Annotated in this window: 22 protein-coding genes; 14 read left to right on the top strand and 8 right to left on the bottom strand. The window is 70.2% G+C overall.

The genetic code is table 11. From position 1 onward, the window contains the following. Positions 1-116: CarD family transcriptional regulator (locus ACO1X9_RS08665; RefSeq protein ID WP_486350455.1), on the bottom strand; the 116-nt coding region annotated here is incomplete at its 3' end. A gap of 130 nt (positions 117-246) precedes the next feature. On the opposite strand from ACO1X9_RS08665, the gene ACO1X9_RS08670 reads away from it, so the two are divergent. Then, positions 247-786 (top strand): DNA modification methylase, encoded by a 540-nt coding sequence (locus ACO1X9_RS08670; protein ID WP_486350423.1) that lies wholly within the window; start codon positions 247-249, stop codon positions 784-786. 7 nt (positions 787-793) lie between these two features. On the opposite strand, the gene ACO1X9_RS08675 is transcribed toward ACO1X9_RS08670, so the two are convergent. Further along, positions 794-1,474, bottom strand: a complete 681-nt coding sequence (locus ACO1X9_RS08675; RefSeq protein WP_486350424.1) for a winged helix-turn-helix domain-containing protein — start codon at positions 1,472-1,474, stop codon at positions 794-796. Then, a complete protein-coding gene (locus ACO1X9_RS08680) occupies positions 1,471-2,643 on the bottom strand; it encodes a sensor histidine kinase (protein ID WP_486350425.1) in 1,173 nt (390 codons plus the stop codon). The genes ACO1X9_RS08675 and ACO1X9_RS08680 overlap by 4 nt, the downstream gene beginning before the upstream one ends. Positions 2,644-2,815: 172 nt before the next feature. On the opposite strand from ACO1X9_RS08680, the gene phoU reads away from it, so the two are divergent. Beyond that, positions 2,816-3,466: a phosphate signaling complex protein PhoU gene (gene phoU / locus ACO1X9_RS08685; protein WP_486350426.1), complete on the top strand. Its 651-nt coding sequence runs from the start codon at positions 2,816-2,818 to the stop codon at positions 3,464-3,466. A 19-nt stretch (positions 3,467-3,485) separates the two neighbouring features. Beyond that, positions 3,486-4,256, top strand: a complete 771-nt coding sequence (locus ACO1X9_RS08690) for a hypothetical protein (protein ID WP_486350427.1) — start codon at positions 3,486-3,488, stop codon at positions 4,254-4,256. Between the two features lies 1 nt (position 4,257). Here the strand turns inward: ACO1X9_RS08690 and ACO1X9_RS08695 are convergent, their stop codons facing one another. Further along, complete coding sequence (locus tag ACO1X9_RS08695) at positions 4,258-5,001, bottom strand: phosphoglyceromutase (RefSeq protein WP_486350428.1); 744 nt, start codon at positions 4,999-5,001, stop codon at positions 4,258-4,260. Positions 5,002-5,229: 228 nt separating this feature from the next. Between ACO1X9_RS08695 and ACO1X9_RS08700 the strand changes: the two genes are divergently transcribed. Then, positions 5,230-6,006, top strand: coding sequence for a class I SAM-dependent methyltransferase (locus tag ACO1X9_RS08700; protein ID WP_486350429.1), 777 nt, complete (start codon positions 5,230-5,232; stop codon positions 6,004-6,006). On the opposite strand, the gene ACO1X9_RS08705 is transcribed toward ACO1X9_RS08700, so the two are convergent. The 4 genes from ACO1X9_RS08705 to ACO1X9_RS08720 all read right to left on the bottom strand — a co-directional run bounded on the left by ACO1X9_RS08705 (position 6,003) and on the right by ACO1X9_RS08720 (position 9,211). Continuing rightward, a complete protein-coding gene (locus tag ACO1X9_RS08705; RefSeq protein WP_486350430.1) occupies positions 6,003-7,109 on the bottom strand; it encodes an FUSC family protein in 1,107 nt (368 codons plus the stop codon). The genes ACO1X9_RS08700 and ACO1X9_RS08705 overlap by 4 nt on opposite strands. Then, complete coding sequence (ygfZ, locus tag ACO1X9_RS08710) at positions 7,106-8,161, bottom strand: CAF17-like 4Fe-4S cluster assembly/insertion protein YgfZ (RefSeq protein ID WP_486350431.1); 1,056 nt, start codon at positions 8,159-8,161, stop codon at positions 7,106-7,108. The genes ACO1X9_RS08705 and ygfZ overlap by 4 nt, the downstream gene beginning before the upstream one ends. Continuing rightward, positions 8,154-8,765 carry a nitrobindin family protein gene (locus ACO1X9_RS08715; RefSeq protein ID WP_486350432.1) on the bottom strand — a complete coding sequence of 204 codons (612 nt, stop codon included), beginning with the start codon at positions 8,763-8,765 and terminating at the stop codon, positions 8,154-8,156. Before ACO1X9_RS08715 ends, ygfZ begins: the two co-directional genes overlap by 8 nt. A gap of 164 nt (positions 8,766-8,929) precedes the next feature. Continuing rightward, the gene (locus ACO1X9_RS08720) at positions 8,930-9,211 is read right to left on the bottom strand and encodes a hypothetical protein (protein ID WP_486350433.1); all 282 of its coding nucleotides are present in this window, start codon (positions 9,209-9,211) and stop codon (positions 8,930-8,932) included. 55 nt (positions 9,212-9,266) lie between these two features. On the opposite strand from ACO1X9_RS08720, the gene ACO1X9_RS08725 reads away from it, so the two are divergent. The 10 genes from ACO1X9_RS08725 to ACO1X9_RS08770 all read left to right on the top strand — a co-directional run bounded on the left by ACO1X9_RS08725 (position 9,267) and on the right by ACO1X9_RS08770 (position 18,614). After that, positions 9,267-9,950, top strand: a complete 684-nt coding sequence (locus tag ACO1X9_RS08725) for a response regulator transcription factor (RefSeq protein ID WP_486350434.1) — start codon at positions 9,267-9,269, stop codon at positions 9,948-9,950. After that, positions 9,947-10,378: a methyltransferase domain-containing protein gene (locus ACO1X9_RS08730; RefSeq protein WP_486350435.1), complete on the top strand. Its 432-nt coding sequence runs from the start codon at positions 9,947-9,949 to the stop codon at positions 10,376-10,378. The genes ACO1X9_RS08725 and ACO1X9_RS08730 overlap by 4 nt, the downstream gene beginning before the upstream one ends. Positions 10,379-10,413: 35 nt before the next feature. Continuing rightward, positions 10,414-12,588, top strand: coding sequence for an RNA degradosome polyphosphate kinase (locus ACO1X9_RS08735; protein ID WP_486350436.1), 2,175 nt, complete (start codon positions 10,414-10,416; stop codon positions 12,586-12,588). A gap of 13 nt (positions 12,589-12,601) precedes the next feature. Next, the gene (locus ACO1X9_RS08740) at positions 12,602-13,540 is read left to right on the top strand and encodes an NUDIX hydrolase (protein WP_486350437.1); all 939 of its coding nucleotides are present in this window, start codon (positions 12,602-12,604) and stop codon (positions 13,538-13,540) included. Positions 13,541-13,700: 160 nt separating this feature from the next. Further along, positions 13,701-14,789: a phosphate ABC transporter substrate-binding protein PstS gene (locus ACO1X9_RS08745; RefSeq protein WP_486350438.1), complete on the top strand. Its 1,089-nt coding sequence runs from the start codon at positions 13,701-13,703 to the stop codon at positions 14,787-14,789. Between the two features lie 108 nt (positions 14,790-14,897). Beyond that, positions 14,898-15,839 carry a phosphate ABC transporter permease subunit PstC gene (gene pstC / locus ACO1X9_RS08750; protein WP_486350439.1) on the top strand — a complete coding sequence of 314 codons (942 nt, stop codon included), beginning with the start codon at positions 14,898-14,900 and terminating at the stop codon, positions 15,837-15,839. Beyond that, on the top strand, positions 15,839-16,921 hold the full coding sequence (pstA, locus tag ACO1X9_RS08755) for a phosphate ABC transporter permease PstA (RefSeq protein WP_486350440.1): 1,083 nt from the start codon (positions 15,839-15,841) through the stop codon (positions 16,919-16,921). The genes pstC and pstA overlap by 1 nt, the downstream gene beginning before the upstream one ends. A 24-nt stretch (positions 16,922-16,945) precedes the next feature. After that, positions 16,946-17,725: a phosphate ABC transporter ATP-binding protein PstB gene (gene pstB / locus ACO1X9_RS08760; RefSeq protein WP_486350441.1), complete on the top strand. Its 780-nt coding sequence runs from the start codon at positions 16,946-16,948 to the stop codon at positions 17,723-17,725. A gap of 137 nt (positions 17,726-17,862) precedes the next feature. Then, positions 17,863-18,201, top strand: coding sequence for an ArsR/SmtB family transcription factor (locus ACO1X9_RS08765; protein ID WP_486350442.1), 339 nt, complete (start codon positions 17,863-17,865; stop codon positions 18,199-18,201). Beyond that, the gene (locus tag ACO1X9_RS08770) at positions 18,198-18,614 is read left to right on the top strand and encodes an SRPBCC domain-containing protein (RefSeq protein ID WP_486350443.1); all 417 of its coding nucleotides are present in this window, start codon (positions 18,198-18,200) and stop codon (positions 18,612-18,614) included. The genes ACO1X9_RS08765 and ACO1X9_RS08770 overlap by 4 nt, the downstream gene beginning before the upstream one ends. The last annotated feature ends 37 nt before the right edge of the window (positions 18,615-18,651 follow it).

Below are 18,651 nucleotides of genomic sequence, written 5' to 3' on the forward strand. Positions count from 1 at the left end.
ACGTTGAGCTTCAGGTACAGCTTCTCTTCGCCTCGGATCACCCGGTTCTTGACCTCGATGATGGTGGCGGCGCCATGGTGGGGGTAAACGACGGTTTCGCCGACCTCAAAAAGCATGGAGTTGTTCCTTCCGCAGACCGCCCAGCTTACCACGGCGGGGTACAGGCCAGGTGGGAGTGAGTCCGCCGTCGCCCACCGTCGCCGCTAGGCTGGAACGACACGTGTCCGTCTCCCTGGAAGGCCCCCCGTGAAGGTTCGTAACTGGGCATCCCTTGCCGGCGCCCTGACCCTCGTCGGCGCCCTCAGCGGCTGCAGCCTGTTCGCGGTGCAGCAGACCCAGTACCCGTACGACGCGAGCGACGGCGTCAGCGCGACGGTCGGCGACGTGCGACTGCTCAACGTCCTCGTCTTCACCGAGGACGGCGACGACGGCAACCTCACGGGCGCCGCGGCCAACTCGGGCGACGACGACGTCGACCTCGTGATCCAGTACGAGTCCGACGGCGACAAGGTCAACGTCGAGCTCGAGATCCCCGCGGGCGAGACCGTGCATTTCGGCGCCGGCGACGAGGGGCAGGTCTTCCTTCCCGGCATCGACACCGCGGCCGGTGCGCTGCTGAAGATCTACTTCCAGTACGGCGGCGAGCAGGGCAAGCAGGTCACCGTGCCCGTGCTCGACGACCGTCTGCCGGAGTACGACGGCCTCCTGCCGACGCCCACCCCGACTCCCACTCCGACCCCGACGGTCACCGGCACCCCGGAGCCGACGGAGACCCCGGCGCCGTAGGTCGCGCCTACGGCTCGAAGCGGTAGCCGAGGCCGCGCACGGTGACGAGCGCCTTCGGGTCGGACGGGTCGTCCTCGATCTTCGAGCGGATGCGCTTGATGTGCACGTCGAGGGTCTTGGTGTCGCCGAAGTAGTCGGAACCCCAGACGCGGTCGATGAGCTGCCCGCGGGTGAGCACACGTCCCGCGTTGCGCATGAGCAGTTCGAGCAGCTCGAACTCCTTGAGCGGCATCGCCACCTCCGTGCCGCGCACCGACACCGCGTGGCGCTCGGTGTCCATCCGCACGGCGCCGGCCTCGACGACGCCGTGGTCGTCGCCTCCGACCTCGGTGTGGCGTCGCAGCACGGCACGGATGCGGGCGAGCAACTCGCGCGACGAGTACGGCTTCGTCACGTAGTCGTCGGCGCCGAGTTCGAGCCCGACCACGATGTCGACCTCGCTGTCCTTCGCGGTGAGCATGATGATCGGCACCGCAGAACGGGCGCGGAGCTCGCGGCACACCTCGGTGCCCGAGAGGCCCGGGAGCATGAGGTCGAGCAGCACGAGATCCGCGCCCGCGCGGTCGAACGCGGCGAGCGCGACCCTGCCGTCGTCGGCGACCTCGGTCTCGTAGCCCTCCCGGCGCAGGAGGAACGAGAGCGGCTCCGAGAGGGAGGGCTCGTCTTCGACGATGAGGATGCGCGTCACGGAGTGGCTCCCAGGTTGGTCGGGGCGAATCGGGGTCCGGCGGGGCCGTGCACGGCCTCCGGCAGGCGGATGGTGAAGGTCGACCCACTTCCGGGATGCGACCAGACGCGCACGTCGCCGCCGTGGTTCTGCACGACGTGCTTGACGATGGCGAGACCGAGACCGGTGCCGCCCGTGTTGCGGCTGCGCGCGGTGTCGACGCGGAAGAAGCGCTCGAACACGCGGTCCCGCTCCGCCTCGGGGATGCCGACGCCCTGATCGGTGACGGCGATCTCGACGACGCCGTCGGCGTGGGTCACCCCGATCCCGACGCGCGAGTTGTCAGGCGAGTACTGGATGGCGTTGGAGACGAGGTTGTGCACGGCGGTGACGAGCAGCGCCTCGTCACCGAACACCTCGGAGCCGGCGTCGCCGCCCGTCACGAGCGCGATCCGGTGCTTCTCGGCGGCGACGCGGTTGCGGTCGACCGCCTGATTCACGACGGCGTCGATGTCGACGAGCGTCGCGTCGTGGAGCGGGTCGCCGGCCTGCAGTCGGCTGAGCTCGATGATCTCGTGCGTGATGCGCGCGAGCCGCTCCGCCTCGATGGTGAGGCGCTTCGCGAAACGCTTGACCTCATCCGGCTCCTTCGCCGCGTGCTCGAGGGCCTCGGCGAGGAGGCTCACGGCGCCGATCGGGGTCTTGAGCTCGTGGCTCACGTTGGCGACGAAGTCGCGGCGCACCTCTTCGAGCCGGTACGACTCCGTGCGGTCGTCGGCGAGCACGAGCACGAAGCGCGTGCCGAGTCGCGCGACGCGCACGAAGACGTGGATGCTCGCCTCACCGAACGGACCGCGGGCGAGGTGCAGCTCGCGCGCGGTCGGTTCACCGTGGCGTCGCACCCGGTCGACGAGGGCGATGAGCTCGGGATGCACGAGCGCCTGGTTCCAGACGAGACCGAAGGCGAGCGCGCCCGTCGAGGCCTTGAGCACGTTGTTCGACGCATCGAGCACGACGCCCGCCGACTCGAGCGAGTCGATGACCTCGTCGGCGCCTTCCGGCACGACCGGGGTGACCACGGCGACGGCGCGCTGACCGCGGCGGTGCGCCGCCACGACCGCGGCGGCGGAACCCGCGCCGAGCGCGAATCCGAACACGATCGCGACCGGCACGAGCCAGGCCAGGTCCATGCGACTAGATTAGGGCGCACCGCGAAGCGCGTCCGCCGCGCGTTCCCGGAATTCCGGGCCACGGCCCGGCAATGTTCAGGGCTTCGACACCGCCCGTTAACCTGGGGCGGGCAGCGTGGCCCTGCGTGCGGGGCAATCGCCCCTGCCCGAGTGATGTGAGAGGACGTGCGTCATGCGCGAGGTATTCCAGCAGGAACTGCGTGAGGTGCAGGACCGCCTGGTGGAGATCTCCTCTCTGGTGGCGGAGTCCATCGAGAAGGCGACCCAGGCGTTCAACGAGTCGAACGTGACCCTCGCCGAGACGGTGATCGCCGAAGACACCCGCATCGACGCGGCGACGCTCGAGCTCGACGAGCTCGCCATCCAGATCCTCGCCCGGCAGCAGCCCGTCGCGCGCGACCTGCGCATCGTCGTGAGCGCGCTCCGCATCAGCGCCTCGCTCGAGCGGATGGGCGACATGTCGGAGCACATCGCGCAGCTCGCGCGCTACCGGTTCCCCGAGAAGGTCGTGCCGAAGAAGCTCCGTCCGACGTTCGTCGAGATGGGCCGTCTCGACGTCGAGATCGCGCGCATGCTCACCGAGCTGCTGCGCACCCAGGACACCGCGATCGCCGAGGCGATCCGCAACGAGGACGACAAGGTGGATGCCCTCCACCTCTCCGTCTTCGACACCGTGCTCGGCGAGAGCTGGAAGGGCGAGGCGGTCGACACCGTCGACGCGACGCTCGCCTCGCGGTACCACGAGCGCTTCGCCGACCACGCGGTGTCGATCGCGAAGAAGGTGCTCTACCTCGCCACGGGCGACTGGACGCCCGCCGACTGAGGAGGGCTACCCTGGTCGCGTGATCAGGGCACTCACCACGGTCGCGCTCGCGTTCGCCCTGGCGACGGGGCTGGCGGGCTGCACCACCACATCCCGCGCCGGCGTGCGCGCGGAGGCGATCGCGCGCACGATCGCGGACGACCTCACCCCCCGCACCCCGGAGACGCTCGACGCCGAGCATCTCGCGGAGCGCGCGCTCGGCGTCACGCTGAGCGGCTCCCCCGATCCCACGGCGCGAGTCGAGATGTTGGGGTGGTCCGGCCGGCTCGGGCCGGACGAGGAGGCCGTCCTCACGCTCCGGATCCGGGTCGACCTGCCCGGTGAGTACGACCGCGGCTTCGCGCCCGACGTCGAGCCGAGCTCGACCGTGCGCTGCTGGGACCTCGTCGTGCGCTTCCTGCACGACTACGACCCGAGGACGTGGGAGCTCCGCGGTATCCCGTGCCCGGACGACGTCGTCGCGCTCACGCCGGATCCGCCGCCGCTGCTCACGATGCCCGATGATGCGGAGGCACTGCTGCGCCAGGCACTCGACGGGGCGAGCGTCGACGACGTCGAGGATCGCGTACGTGCGGCGTTCGCCGACCCCGGCTACTCGGTGCTCGCCGAGGAGCACCGCGGTGAGCTCGTCGTCGCCCTCGGCGTGATCCGCGAACACAGCTGTGTCGTCGTGGTGCGGGATGCCGCGGGCGACGTGAGCCGCTATAGCGGGTTCGACCAGGTTCAGCTGCAGCCGGGCGAGCTCGGCTGCGATCCCGGGCTCTACCTCCGCCCGGTCGTCGCCAACTGAGCTACTTCTTGCCCTGCGCGGCGACCGCGGCGGCGCCGGCGGCGGCGGCCTCCGGGTCGAGGTAACGCGACGGGGCCGTCGGGCGGAAGGCGTCGTCGAGCTCGTAGACGAGCGGGATGCCGGTCGGGATGTTGAGCTCCGCGATCTCGCCGTGGCTGATGCCGTCGAGGTGCTTCACGAGGGCGCGCAGCGAGTTGCCGTGCGCCGTCACGAGCACGGTCTTGCCCGCCGCGAGGTCTTTCGTGATGTCCGACTCCCAGTAGGGCAGCATCCGGTCGATCACGAGCTTGAGGCTCTCGGTGCGCGGGAAGTCGGCATCGGGCACGTCGGCGTAGCGCGGGTCGCCGAACTGCGACCATTCGGCGTCGTCGGCGAGCGGCGGCGGGGGCACGTCGAACGAACGGCGCCACTCCATGAACTGCTGCTCGCCGTACTTCGCGAGCGTCTCGGCCTTGTCGAGCCCCTGCAGCGCACCGTAGTGGCGCTCGTTGAGCCGCCAGGAGCGCTTCACCGGGATCCAGGCGCGGTCGGCGACGTGGAGGGCGAGGTTCGCCGTCTGGATCGCGCGGGTCAGCACCGACGTGTAGAGGATGTCGGGCAGCAGCCCCGAGTCGAGCAGCAGCTCACCCGCGCGCTTCGCCTCGGCGGTGCCTTGCTCGGTGAGGCGGACATCCACCCACCCGGTGAACAGGTTCTTCTGGTTCCACTCGGAGTTGCCGTGGCGGAGCAGGATGAGCGTCGACATGCCTTCGAGCCTACCGAGGCGATCTCAGGGCACAGGAACATGCGCGGATCAGGAGAACCGCGCGACGTCGGTCGAATCCGGTCGTCGGCGCCGCGCGCATCCTGATCCGCGCAGGGTACGCGGCACGCAACTCAGGGAAATTCTCCGACTCGGCTCCGGGATGCCGCAGCAGACGACGAATCTCCTGAGTTGCGCACCCGCGAGGCGCGACCCCGGGAGAATCGGGGCATGGAGCGTCCCGTCGGTCGGATCACGCGCGGCACGACCAACGTGAACCGCCTGCGCCGCATCGACCGCTGGATCGCCGCGCAGCCCGTCCTGCACCGGGCGGACGATCCGGTCGTCGTCGACCTCGGCTACGGCGCCTCCGCCACGACGACCCTCGAGTTGCGCGACCGCCTCGCCGCTGTGCGACCCGACGTGCGCGTCGTCGGCATCGAGATCGACCCCGAACGCGTGAGGATCGCGAGCGCGGCGACCCGCGACGGCGTCGAGTTCCGGCTCGGCGGCTTCGAGGTGCCCGTGCCGGGCCGTGTCGCGGTCATCCGCGCACTCAACGTGCTTCGGCAGTACGACGAGAGCGAGGTCGCGGCGGCCTGGGCGACGATGTGCGCGCGCCTCCAGCCGGGCGGCCTGCTCGTCGAGGGCACGTGCGACGAGATCGGCCGCGTCGCATCCTGGGTCGGGCTCTCCCCCGTCGGCCCCGAGACCTTCACGATCTCGCTCCGCCTCGCCGGGCTCGAGGCTCCGTCGATCGTCGCGGAGCGGCTGCCGAAGACCCTCATCCACCGCAACGTCGCGGGTGAGCGCATCCACGACCTGCTGCTCGCACTCGACCGGCTGTGGGCGACGCACGCCCCGCTCGGCGTCTACGGGCCGACCCAACGGTGGATGGCACTTGTCGCGTCGCTGCGCGAGGCGGGCTGGCCGGTGCTCGGCACGCGCGCGCGGTGGAAGCTCGGCGAGCTCACCCTCCCGTGGGAGTCGGTCGCCCCGAACGGCTAGACCGGCGGCAGGAGGGCGCGCGCCTCGTCGGCCGGCATGCCGGTGCCTTCGAGCAGGTCGACGACGAGCGGCCGCATCAGCAGGAGCGCCGCGGCGTCGGCGAGCCCGGCGCCCGGCAGCAGGACGGCGGGGTCGAGGCGACGTGCGAGGTCGGCGAGCACCGAACGTGCCGCCCCGACGGTGAGCGGGGCGTCGAGCTCGTCGCCGAGAAGACGGATGCCGGTGGCGAGTGTGGTGAGCGCGTCGGCGAGTCCGGCACGCGGCACGCCGTCGCGCACGAGGAACTGCATGCGGCGGGCGACCGAGCGGAGGTGGCGCGTCACGAGGTCGACGGTGTCGACGACCCGCGCGTTGCGGCGGAGGTCGGGCAGGCGTCCCCGGAGGAACGGGGAGATGCGCGCGACCGCGATCGCGGTGTCGAGCGACTGACGCCACGCCTCGACGAGCGGCAGCGCGCGGCGAAGGCGCGACAGGGCGAGCTCACCCGCCGCTTCGTCGCCGTCGCGCAGGGATCGCGCGACAGACTCCGTCGACTCGGTGAGCACCGCGAAGATGACGCGTCGGTCGCGTGCGGCGGCACGGCCGGGGCTGCGCGGGATGAGGGCCGTGACGAGCAGCGCGACCGCGCCGGCGATGACGGCGTCGAGCGTGCGACCGAAGGCGCCGTCGGCCGCGGGGATGAGCAGCACGATCGCCGACGGCACGGCCGACGCGACCGCGAACTGCGGGTTGGGCGACACGAAGCGCCCGACGACGAACACGACGAGCAGCACGACGGCGAGCTGCCAGAGCCCCGCTCCGAAGAGCAGCGCGAGCATCTCGGCGATCGCGACGCCGACGATGATGCCGAGGAGGCTCTCGGCGACGCGACGCGGGCGGGCGTCGCGGGTGAGCCCGAGGGAGGTGATCGTGACCGTGATCGCGAGCACCGGGTAGAGGTGACCGAGCAGCCAGTGCGTGATCGAGTACGCGATGACGACGGCGGCGACGATCTGCACGATCGCGGGCAGCGACTCGACGACCCGACGACCGCCGTCGCGGAGCCGCGCCCGCAGCGCGATGCGCCGCTCGAGCCGGCGCAGCGCGCCGTCGTCGGCCGTCACCCGTTCCGCCGTACCGCACCGAGCCGGGGCAGGCGGGGCACGTCGGCCTCGGCTCCGGCGTCGGGAGGGACGATGACCTCCTGGGCGGCCGCGACGACACCGTCGGAGCCGGTTACTGTCAAGGTGGATGCTGGGTCGGTTGCCCGTCGCACGACCGCGAGCGCGATCGGCCCGAGTTCGTGGTGCAGGGCGGCAGCGGTGACCCGCCCGACGACCTTGTCGCCGTCGCGCACCTCGTCGCCCGGTGCGACCGCGATGTTGTCGGAGCCGTCGAGGTGCAACAGCACGAGCCGCCGCGGCGGATGCCCGAGGTTGTGCACCTTCGCGACGGTCTCCTGCCCGCGGTAGCAGCCCTTTGCGAGGTGCACGGCGGAACGGATCCAGTCGAGCTCATGCGGGATCGTCGTGGCGTCGAGCTCGGTCGCCGCGCGGGGCCGCCACGCCGCGATCCGCAGCGCCTCGAGCGCGAGGATGCCGGCGCCCGGTCGGTCGGCGAGCGCGGCCACCTCTCCCCGGGGCACGAGCGCCTCGGAGTACGTCCACTCCGCTCCGGGGTGCGTCGCGACGGTGGCGTACTGGTGGCCGCCGGCGACGACCGCGGCCCACGGATCGCGCCAGACGGCGACCCCGGCGACCGGCTCGCCGAGCGTGCCGATCGTCGCGAAGTCCGCCGAACGGTCGGCGACCTCGACCCGGAGAGTGAAGCGCATCCGGTCGAGGAAGGCGGCGAGCCCGGCGCCCGTTCCGGCATCCATGAGCAGCCACGCCGTCTCACCGTCGTCGACGACGCGCGCCGCGTACTCGATCCGGCCACTCGGGTCGAGCAGCAGCGCCTCCGCCGATTCCCCCGGGCCGAGCCGCGCGAGCGACTGGGAGAGCAGCGAGTCGAGCCAGGTGAGCCGGTCCGGGCCGGTGACGGTGACGACATCCCGATCGGAGAGGTCGACGACGGCGTGTCCCGCCGCGAGGGCGCGCTGCTCGGCGAGCGGGTTCCCGTAGTGCTGCGGCGGGTCGCCGACGGCGCCCTCACGCGAGCCGAAGTGGCTAGTCAACTCGCGCCAGCCGTCCCGAGGCGTGCGTGCGCAGGTCCTGCCCGAGCGCCGCGATGTCCCACGCCCAGAGCAGGTGATCCTCGACCAGGCCGTAGAGGCGCGTGGCTGCGGAGTAGTCCTTCGCCGACGCCGACCGCACCACGGCATCCGTGCCGAGGTCGACGCGTGGACCCGCCACCGTGCCGAGGTAGAGCTCGCTCACGCCCCCCGACTGGAGGATCGACACCTCGATGTCGAAGGAGCCGGCGTCGTTGCGCAGCGTCTCGACCGACTCGGCGGTCGTGAACACGGGCTCGCCCACGCCGGCGAGCATGCCCGGTCCGGGGTCGGCCGGGCCGAGCGGACGACTCAGTCGCCAGTAGCCGAGCTCGGAGAACAGCGGGCGACGATGCTCGGCGTCGACGCCCTCGTCGGTGAGCCACGTCGAGGCGGCGTACTGCATCACGGGACCGCCGTCCTGCGTGAAGGCGACACGGTGACCGACCTCGTGCTCCCGCAGCTCGTCGCCGATCCTGTAGGCGACCACGCCGGTGCCTTCCCACACCCCGAGCAGCCAGGACAGCGGGACGATCTCGGCAGGCAGGTCGGCGTCGATCTCGAACACGACGGCTCCCTTCGATCGCCCCGGGCGGGGCGCTTCCATTGTCGCCCGACGGGCGATCTAGCGCTGGCCGCGGAAGAGGTTGTAGAGCACCACGAGCGAGACGAATCCGATCGCGAGCACGGCGAGTCCCAGGAGTCCGATGAAGAACAGTTCCAGGGCGAGCATCATGACAGCAGCCTAGCGAGCGAGCCCGGATAGAGCAGAACGAGCACGACCGTCGTCACGCCGAGGATGACGAGGATGCCGCCGACGCTCGCGATGATGCGATTCACGAGCCCCTCCTTGCGCTGCAGGGAGAGCTGGATGACGAAGGTCAGCAGCAGCACGGCGGCCGCGACGACGGGGATCCAGGTCAGGAACTCGTCCCCCGCGAACACCGCGACGAGCACGGCGCCGAGAAGGGCGGCGAGCCAGACGGGCGGGACGCTGCGCGATCGGGCGGACACGTGTCAATCGTAGGTGTCCGTACACTGTGCGGTAGGCGTTTTGGAGGACACCCGCGTGGCTCAGTTGCTCATCTTGACCTCAGCGGTCGAGGGCGACGTGCTGCCCGCACTCGGGCTCCTCTCGCACCGGGTGCGGGCGATCCCGGCCGAGCCGGCATCCCTCATCAACGCGCCGGCCTCCGACCTGATCTTCGTCGACGCCCGACAAGACCTCGCGAGCGCCAAGTCGCTGTGCAAGATCCTCACGACGACGGGCATCAACGTGCCCCTCGTGCTCGTGCTCACCGAGGGCGGGCTCACCGCGGTCTCCGCCGACTGGGGCGTCGACGACGTCATCCTCGAGAACGCGGGACCGGCCGAGGTGGATGCCCGCATCCGTCTCGTCGTCGGGCGCCTCGCGCAGGAGAAGACGAGCTCGAAGATCCAGGCCTCCGGCGTCGTCATCGACGAGGCCTCGTACTCGGCGAAGGTGCACGGCAAGCCGCTCGACCTCACCTTCAAGGAGTTCGAACTCCTCCGCTTCCTCGCGACGCACCCGTCGCGTGTGTTCACACGCGAGCAGCTTCTCTCCGAGGTGTGGGGCTACGACTACTTCGGCGGCACCCGCACGGTCGACGTGCACGTGCGCCGCCTGCGCGCGAAGCTCGGCGACCTCGAGTCGCTCATCGGCACCGTGCGCAACGTCGGCTACCGCTTCAACGTCTACGACGACGAAGAACGGCTCGCCCCCGTCTCGTGAGTGCGCTCTCCCCGCGGCTGCAGGCGGCGCTCGACGCGCTCCCGCTGCGCCCGGGTCTGCGCGTGCTCGAGGTCGGCTGCGGCCCCGGCGCACTGCTGCGGGCGATCGCGCACCGGGTCGGCCCCGACGGTCACGCTCTCGGGGTCGACAGGTCGGATGCCGCGGTCGCGGCCGTCAGGGCGGGCTCGGCCGCCGAACTCGGGGACGGCATCCTCGACGTGCGACAGGCGGACATCGAGGGGTTCGGACTCGAGCCCGGGGAGCAGCCGTACGACCTCGCGGTGGCGCTGCGCGTCGGCGCCCTCGACGGACGGCATCCGGCTCTCGAAGCCCGCGCCCTCGCGGCGGTCGCCGCGGCGCTCACGGCGGACGGCATCCTCTACCTCGACGGCGGCGACCCGCTGCGCACGGTGCCGCTGCCGCGTTAAGGAATCGTTCACGCGCGTGCTGGCATGATCGGTCCATGGTGGACGACAGCAGCCCGCTCGGCGACGCGACGATCGCGGCCGACCTGCTCGACGACTACGACGGCGACCCCGTCTTCGTCGACGACTCGGAGCTGCCCGGCGACAGATTCCTCGACCGCGAGCTGTCGTGGCTCGCGTTCAACCAGCGGGTGCTCGAGCTCGCCGAGGATGACGCCCTCCCGCTGCTCGAGCGGGCCAACTTCCTCGCGATCTTCGCGAGCAACCTCGACGAGTTCTTCATGGTGCGCGTCGCCGGCCTGAAGCGCCGCATCGCCACCGGGATCGCCGTGCCCACGAACGTCGGTCGCGCTCCGCTCGACGTGCTCGCCGACATCGGCTCCCGCGCCCACGAGCTGCAGGACCGCCACGCCCGCGCCTTCCAGAACCTCAAGCCCCTCCTCGACGAGGCCGGCATCCACGTCGAGCACTGGAGCGACCTCGACGAGCGCGACCGCGTCGCCCTCGATGACATCTTCTCGGCGTCGATCTTCCCCGTGCTCATGCCGCTCGCGGTCGACCCCGCACACCCGTTCCCCTACATCTCCGGCCTGTCGCTCAACCTGTCGATCCGGGTGCGCAACCCGAAGACCGGCAAGGAGGAGTTCGCGCGACTCAAGGTGCCGACGAACCTGCCCCGGTTCGTGAAGCTGCCCGACGACGGCTCGGGTCTGCTGCGCTTCATCCCGCTCGAAGACCTCATCTCCAACCACCTCGAGGAACTCTTCCCGGGCATGGAGGTGCTCGAGCACCACGAATTCCGGGTGACCCGCAACGAGGACGTCACGGTCGAGGAGGACGACGCCGAGAACCTGCTCACGGCGCTCGAGAAAGAACTGCAGCGGCGGCGCTTCGGCCCGCCCATCCGCCTCGAGATCACCGACGACATGGATGAGGTCACCCTCGGCCTGCTCATGTCGGAGCTGCAGATCACCGAGCAGGAGGTCTACCGCCTCCCCGCGCCGCTCGACCTCTCGGGGCTCTTCGAGGTCACCAAGATCGATCAGCCCGCGCTCAAGTACCCGCGCCACGTACCGACGACGAGCGTCAATCTGCTGCCGACGGAGCCCAACGAGAAGCCGGATGTCTTCGCGAGCATCCGGCGCGGCGACATCCTGCTCCATCACCCCTACGAGTCGTTCGCGACGAGCGTGCAGGCGTTCCTCGAGCAGGCGGCGGCCGACCCGAACGTGCTGGCCATCAAGCAGACCCTGTACCGCACGAGCGGCGACAGCCCGATCGTCGAGGCGCTCATCGACGCCGCCGAGGCCGGCAAGGCCGTGCTGGCGCTCGTCGAGATCAAAGCCCGGTTCGACGAGCAAGCCAACATCGGCTGGGCGCGCAAGCTCGAGAAGGCCGGCGTGCACGTCGTCTACGGGCTCGTCGGGCTCAAAACGCACAGCAAGCTGGCCCTCGTCATCCGCCAGGAGGCGGGCAAACTCGTGCACTACAGCCACGTCGGCACCGGCAACTACAACCCGAAGACGAGCCGCATCTACGAAGATCTCGGGCTGCTCACGGCGGACGACACGGTCGGCAAAGACCTCACCCGGCTCTTCAACGAGCTCTCCGGGTACGCGATCGAGAAGAAGTTCAAGCGACTCCTCGTCGCTCCGCGCTACCTGCGCAAGGGTCTGCTCAAGGACATCGCCCGCGAGGCGGAGAACGCTCGTCAGGGCAAGCCGAGCGGCATCCGCATCAAGGTGAACTCGATGGTCGACGAGGCCATCATCGACGGCCTCTATCGGGCGAGCCAGGCGGGCGTGCCGGTCGAGGTCTGGGTACGCGGGATCTGCTCGCTCACGCCGGGCGTCGAGGGGCTCAGCGAGAACATCCGCGTGCGCAGCATCCTCGGTCGCTACCTCGAGCACTCGCGGATCTTCCGCTTCGAGAACGGCGGCGATCCGCTGCTGTTCATCGGCAGCGCCGACATGATGCACCGCAACCTCGACCGCCGCGTGGAGGCGCTCGTGCGGCTCACGCGCCCCGAGCACATCGCCGAGCTCGACGACCTGTTCGACCTCGCGATGTCCGACCAGACGTCGTCGTGGTGGCTCGAGTCGACGGGACAGTGGACCCGCCACGATCGCGACGATGCGGGCGAACCGCTGCTCGACCTCCAGAATGACCTCATGAGGCAGATCGGAGCCCGCAAGCGGTCGGGGGCTCGATGACGGCGCCGTCGCGATGAGCGGTCCCATCCTGGCGGCGGGAGCCGTCTGTTGGAAGGTCACCTCGAAGGGCAAGCTGCGCATCCTCGTGGTGCACCGCACCCAGCACCGCGACACCTCGCTGCCCAAGGGGAAGCTCGACCCCGGCGAGACGCTGCCGGAGACCGCGGTGCGCGAGATCGCCGAGGAGACGGGGCTCGTCGTCGGGCTCGGTGTGCCGCTCGGCATCGTCGAGTACGTCATGCCGAACGGGCGCGACAAGAAGGTCTACTACTGGGCGGCCGAAACGGCCCCGGAGGCGATCGCCAACTCGACCTTCGTCTCCAACGAGGAGATCGAGCAGCTCACCTGGATGAGCCTCAAGAAGGCGCGCCGCCGGTTGAGTTACGCCCACGACGCCGACATCGTCGAGCGGTTCGCGGAACTGTACGCCCTCGGTCGCGCCCGCACGTTCGCGATCATCGCCCTGCGCCACGGGAAGGCGACGCCGCCCGAACAGTGGGCGGGACCCGATGCCACGCGCCCGCTGCTGCCCCGCGGCGAGACGCAGGCGCTGAGCGTCGCTCCGGCGGTGGCGGCCTTCCGCCCGGCGACGCTCATCTCGTCGACGGCCGTGCGGTGCGTGACGACGATCGCGCCGACCGCGCGGCTCACCGGACTCGACGTCGCGCAGACGGACGACATCAGCCAGGATGCCTACACCTCGCGTGGCGCGCACGTGCGGGCCGTCGTCGAGAAGCACCTCGACGCGCGGGCGACGACGGTGTTCTGCAGTCACGGTCCCGTGCTGCCTCAGATCGTCGACGCCGTCGCGACGGCCACCGGCACGGTCGACAGCGCCCGGCTGCAGCGCGCCGCGGCTCTCTCGACCGGCGAGTACGCCGTGCTGCACGTCCCGGTGGACGCGCCGGAGACGGGCATCGTCGCGGTCGAGATCCACGGCCCCGCCGCCTGAGCCGCGCCGCTCACCAGGGCACGCACCACCGTCGTTTCGCGGTCGTTAACCTCCCGTTCACCGTGCGCGCGGAGGGTGGACACGCGGCGTTCCTACCGTCGACGACGGGCCCGCACCGGGTCCTTGTCCGGAACGACAATCCATTCCCGAAGGGAACACAGTGAACATCAAGCGCTCTGGCGGCATCGCCGCCATTGCCCTGGTCGGGGCCATCGCCCTGGCTTCGTGCGCCGCGAACGAGGGGAACGGCGGCGAGACGCCGAGCGACCTCAGCGGCACCCTGGTCGGCGCGGGCGCCTCGTCGCAGCAGTCGGCGCAGGAGGCGTGGGTCGCCGGATTCCAGTCCGCCAACCCCGACGTCGACGTGGAGTACGACCCGGTGGGCTCGGGCGGCGGGCGCGACACGTTCGTCGCCGGCGGCAGCCAGTTCGCCGGCACCGACCGCGCGTTCAACGACGAGGAGATCGCCGCCGACGCGTTCGGGTCGTGCGTCGCCGGCACGGGCATCATCGAGATCCCGGCCTACATCTCCCCGATCGCGGTCATCTTCAACCTCGAGGGCGTCGACACGCTCAACATGGATGCCGCGACCATCGCCGGCATCTTCGCGGGCGAGATCACCAACTGGAACGACGCGGCCATCGCCGACCAGAACGAGGGCGTCGAGCTCCCCGACCTGACCATCACGGCCGTGCACCGCGCCGATGACTCGGGCACGACGGCGAACTTCACCGACTACCTCGCGGCCAACGCGCCCGAGGTGTGGACCGTGGGCCCGATCGAGACCTGGCCGACCGAGTACGGCGGAGAGGCTGCGCCGCAGACCTCGGGCGTCGTCGACGCGGTCACCAACGGCACCGGCACGATCGGCTACGCCGACGCGTCGCGCGCCGGTGACCTCGGCACCGTCGCGGTCAAGGTCGGCGACGAGTACGTCCCGTACTCGCCGGAGGCCGCCGCCGCCATCGTCGACGCCTCGCCGTTCGTCGAGGGCCGTGGCGAGTTCGACTTCGCGGTCGAGCTCGAGCGCGACAGCACCGAGTCGGGTGTCTACCCGGTCGTCCTGATCAGCTACCTCGTCGCGTGCGTCGAGTACGCCGAGGGCGCCCCGGTCGACCTCGTGAAGGCGTACCTGTCCTACATCGTGAGCGAAGAGGGTCAGGCCGGCGCGGCCGACGCCGCGGGCTCGGCGCCGATCTCGGACACGCTCCGTGAGGACGCGATGGCCGCGATCGACGCGATCAGCTAACAGCCCCACTCCTGCCCGGGGCCACCGGTCGTTGCCGCGACCGACGGCCCCGGGCAGACTCACTTCCGGACCACCTTCGATCCGACACTCCGAGAGGCCCGCCGCACCATGACCGCCCCCACGACTCCGGCCCGTGCCGTACAGCGCCCCGGCGACCGGATCTTCTCGGGCAGCGCACTGTTCGCGGGATCGCTCATCCTCGCGGCCCTCGCCCTCGTCGCCGGCTTCCTCCTCCTCCAGAGCATCCCGGCCTTCACGACCCCCGCCGACGACGTCTCGATCCTCGACGGCGAGTCGATCTGGGCCTACGCCGGCCCCCTGGTCTTCGGCACCCTGTGGGCCGCCGCCCTCGCTCTGCTCATGGCGGTCCCCGTCGCGATCGGCATCGCGCTCTTCATCTCCCACTACGCCCCGCGTCGGCTCGCCCAGGGCCTCGGCTACGTCGTCGACCTGCTCGCGGCGGTGCCGTCGGTCGTGTTCGGACTCTGGGGCGGCAACGTGCTCGCACCGGCGATCCAGCCCGCCTACACCTGGCTCTGGGAGAACCTCTCCTGGATCCCGCTCTTCGCCGGGCCACCCTCGGGCACCGGCCGCACCATCCTCACGGCCGGCATCGTGCTCGCGGTCATGGTGCTTCCGATCATCACCGCCATCTGCCGCGAGGTCTTCCTCCAGACGCCGGTCCTGCATGAGGAGGCGGCGCTCGCGCTCGGCGCGACGCGGTGGGAGATGATCCGCATCTCGGTGTTCCCATTCGCGCGCGCGGGTATCATCTCCGCGGCGATGCTCGGGCTCGGACGAGCCCTCGGCGAGACGATGGCCGTCGCCATGGTGCTCTCGGCATCCGGAGCCGTCACGTTCAACCTCATCAGCCCGACCAACCCGTCGACGATCGCGGCGAACATCGCCCTCAGCTTCCCCGAGGCGTACGGCACGAATGTCAACGTCCTCATCGCGACCGGCCTCATGCTCTTCGCGATCACCCTCGTGGTCAACGCCCTCGCTCGCATCGTCGTCAACCGCCGCAAGGCCTTCTCCGGAGCCAACTGATGACCGTCACCGCGGGCTCCAAGCCCATCGTCAACGCCTACGCGACCGGGCGTCTGCCTCGTCCGCTGCCGTGGCTGCTGCTCGTCGGCAGCCTCGCCCTCTCCGCCGTGGCGTTCACCCTCATCTGGATGTCGGACACGAACGCCGAGTTCAACATCGTCGGGGCCGTGTTCTTCGGCGTCGTCGCCTACGCGATCGCGCTCTACGTGCTCTCCCGCCTGGTCGAGGGCCCGCGCCCCGCGACGAATCGTCTCGTGACGACGCTCGTCGTGCTCGCCTTCGTCATCGCCCTGCTCCCGCTCATCTCGCTCATCTTCACGGTCGTCACCAACGGCCTCGCGCGCTTCGACCTGACGTTCTTCACGTACTCGATGCGCAACATCGTCGGAGACGGCGGCGGCGCGATCCACGCGATCATCGGCACGCTGCTCATGACGGGTGCCGCCGCCGTGATCTCGATCCCGATCGGGCTCATGACCTCGGTCTACCTCGTCGAATACGGTCGCGGGAACCTCGCGAAGGCCATCACGTTCTTCGTCGACGTCATGACCGGCATCCCGTCGATCGTGGCCGGTCTGTTCGCGTTCGCGCTGTTCACGCTCATCTTCGGACCGGGCGTGCGCGTCGGGATCGCGGGAGCGATCGCTCTCGCCGTGCTCATGATCCCGGTCGTCGTCCGCGCGAGCGAGGAGATGCTGCGGCTCGTGCCGAACGAGCTGCGGGAGGCCGCGTTCGCGCTCGGAGTGCCGAAGTGGCTCACCATCCTCAAGATCGTCATCCCGACGTCGATCGCGGGCATCACGACGGGCGTCATGCTCGCGATCGCCCGTGTCATCGGTGAGACGGCGCCGCTCCTCGTCGCCGCGGGCTTCACGACCAACGTGAACTACGACCTCTTCGACGGACGGATGCAGAGCCTCCCCGTGTTCGTCTACAGCTCCTACGTCTCGCAGGGCACGAACGCGATCGCGTCGCTCGACCGGGCCTGGGCGGGAGCGCTCACCCTCATCCTCATCGTCATGCTGCTCAACCTCGTCGCCCGGATCGTCGCGCGCGTCTTCGCGCCGAAGACCGGCCGCTGATCGAAATCGAAGAAGAAGGAACCCGTGTCCAAGCGCATCGAAGTCCGCGATCTCGACGTCTACTACAGTGACTTCCTCGCTGTCGAAGGGGTCGGGCTCACGATCGAGCCCCGCACCGTCACCGCCTTCATCGGCCCCTCCGGGTGCGGGAAGTCGACCTTCATCCGAACGCTCAACCGCATGCACGAGGTCATCCCGGGCGCGCGCGTCGACGGCGAGGTGCTGATCGACGGGAACAACCTCTACGGCCCCGGTGTCGACCCGGTGCTCGTGCGACGCCAGGTGGGGATGGTGTTCCAGCGCCCCAACCCGTTCCCGACGATGTCGATCCGCGAGAACGTGCTCGCCGGGGTGAAGCTCAACAACCGCCGGATGGCGAAGAGCGATCAGGATGCTCTCGTCGAGTCGTCGCTGCAGGGAGCCAACCTGTGGAACGAGGTCAAGGACCGCCTCGAGCGGCCCGGGTCGAGCCTCTCCGGAGGCCAGCAGCAGCGTCTGTGCATCGCCCGTGCGATCGCCGTGCGGCCCGACGTCATCCTCATGGACGAGCCCTGCTCGGCGCTCGACCCGATCTCGACCCTCGCGATCGAGGACCTCATCGAGGAGCTCAAGCAGGAGTACACGATCGTGATCGTGACCCACAACATGCAGCAGGCGAGCCGAGTGTCGGACAAGACGGCGTTCTTCAACATCGCCGGCACGGGCAAGCCCGGGAAGCTCATCGAGTACGACGACACGACGACGATCTTCAGCAAGCCGAGCGTCCAGGCCACCGAGGACTACGTCTCGGGCAAGTTCGGATAGGCCCGGGCTCAACTCTCGGCGCCCACTGCACCGATTTGCGTCGAGGGCACGGGTTCACGCAAGTGCGCTCGACGCAAATCGGTGCACTCACGCCACCCACCTAGACAGGTGACCAACGAGTCACCTATTGTCGGGGCGTGAACAGAACGGATGCCGTGATCGCCGCGATCGCGGACCCGTCGCGCCGCCGCATCCTCGACCTCCTCCGCGCCACCAACGGTCGCACCGTGGGGGACCTGACGGAGGAGCTCGCCCCGCTCGGACGTCACGCCGTGCTCAAACACGTCGGGGTGCTCGAGCGCGCGGGGCTCATCGTGAGCCGCAAAGAGGGCCGGGTGCGGCGCTGCCACCTCAACGCGGTGCCGATCGTCGAGCTCGCGCAGCGCTGGATCGACGACTTCGGTGCGCGCGCGGCGAGCGGCTTGCTCGCCCTGCGCGACGACCTGGGGCACGAGAGAACACGAGGAGACGAATGACCGACAACGACCGCGTCTACGAGATCGAGGTGACCGCGAGCCCCGACGAGGCCTGGGCCGCGCTCACGGAGCCCGAGACGGTGAAGCGCTACTACTACGGCACGTCGCCGCGCACGACGTGGGAGCTCGGCTCCGTGATCGACTTCGTCGACGACGACGGCGACGTGCAGCTCACCGGCGAGATCCTCGAGTTCGATCCCCCTCGACGGCTCGCCCACACCTTCATCGCGACCTGGTACGGCGAGCGCGACGATCAGGGCTCGCTGCACTGGGAGGTCGCTCCGACCGCGACGGGGTCGCGCATCACCCTCGTGCACCGCGGGGCGCGCGCCGAGACGCGCGAAGGGTCGGAGACCTCGGGCGGCTCGCGCGAGATCATCGAGGCCCTCCGCGACCTGCTCGGCGCCGCCTGAGCCGAGCCCACGTCGATCCCGCAGGGATGACGGAGGC

It is taken from the genome of Pseudolysinimonas sp., from assembly GCF_057350545.1.

What these genes read in the sequence shown, in the direction of transcription:
- ACO1X9_RS08680 (WP_486350425.1), bottom strand. Translation starts at nt 2,643, where the DNA reads ATGGACCTGGCCTGGCTCGTGCCGGTCGCGATCGTGTTCGGATTCGCG.
- phoU (WP_486350426.1), top strand. Translation starts at nt 2,816, where the DNA reads ATGCGCGAGGTATTCCAGCAGGAACTGCGTGAGGTGCAGGACCGCCTG.
- ACO1X9_RS08695 (WP_486350428.1), bottom strand. Translation starts at nt 5,001, where the DNA reads ATGTCGACGCTCATCCTGCTCCGCCACGGCAACTCCGAGTGGAACCAG.
- ACO1X9_RS08700 (WP_486350429.1), top strand. Translation starts at nt 5,230, where the DNA reads ATGGAGCGTCCCGTCGGTCGGATCACGCGCGGCACGACCAACGTGAAC.
- ACO1X9_RS08735 (WP_486350436.1), top strand. Translation starts at nt 10,414, where the DNA reads ATGGTGGACGACAGCAGCCCGCTCGGCGACGCGACGATCGCGGCCGAC.
- ACO1X9_RS08740 (WP_486350437.1), top strand. Translation starts at nt 12,602, where the DNA reads ATGAGCGGTCCCATCCTGGCGGCGGGAGCCGTCTGTTGGAAGGTCACC.
- pstC (WP_486350439.1), top strand. Translation starts at nt 14,898, where the DNA reads ATGACCGCCCCCACGACTCCGGCCCGTGCCGTACAGCGCCCCGGCGAC.
- pstA (WP_486350440.1), top strand. Translation starts at nt 15,839, where the DNA reads ATGACCGTCACCGCGGGCTCCAAGCCCATCGTCAACGCCTACGCGACC.
- ACO1X9_RS08770 (WP_486350443.1), top strand. Translation starts at nt 18,198, where the DNA reads ATGACCGACAACGACCGCGTCTACGAGATCGAGGTGACCGCGAGCCCC.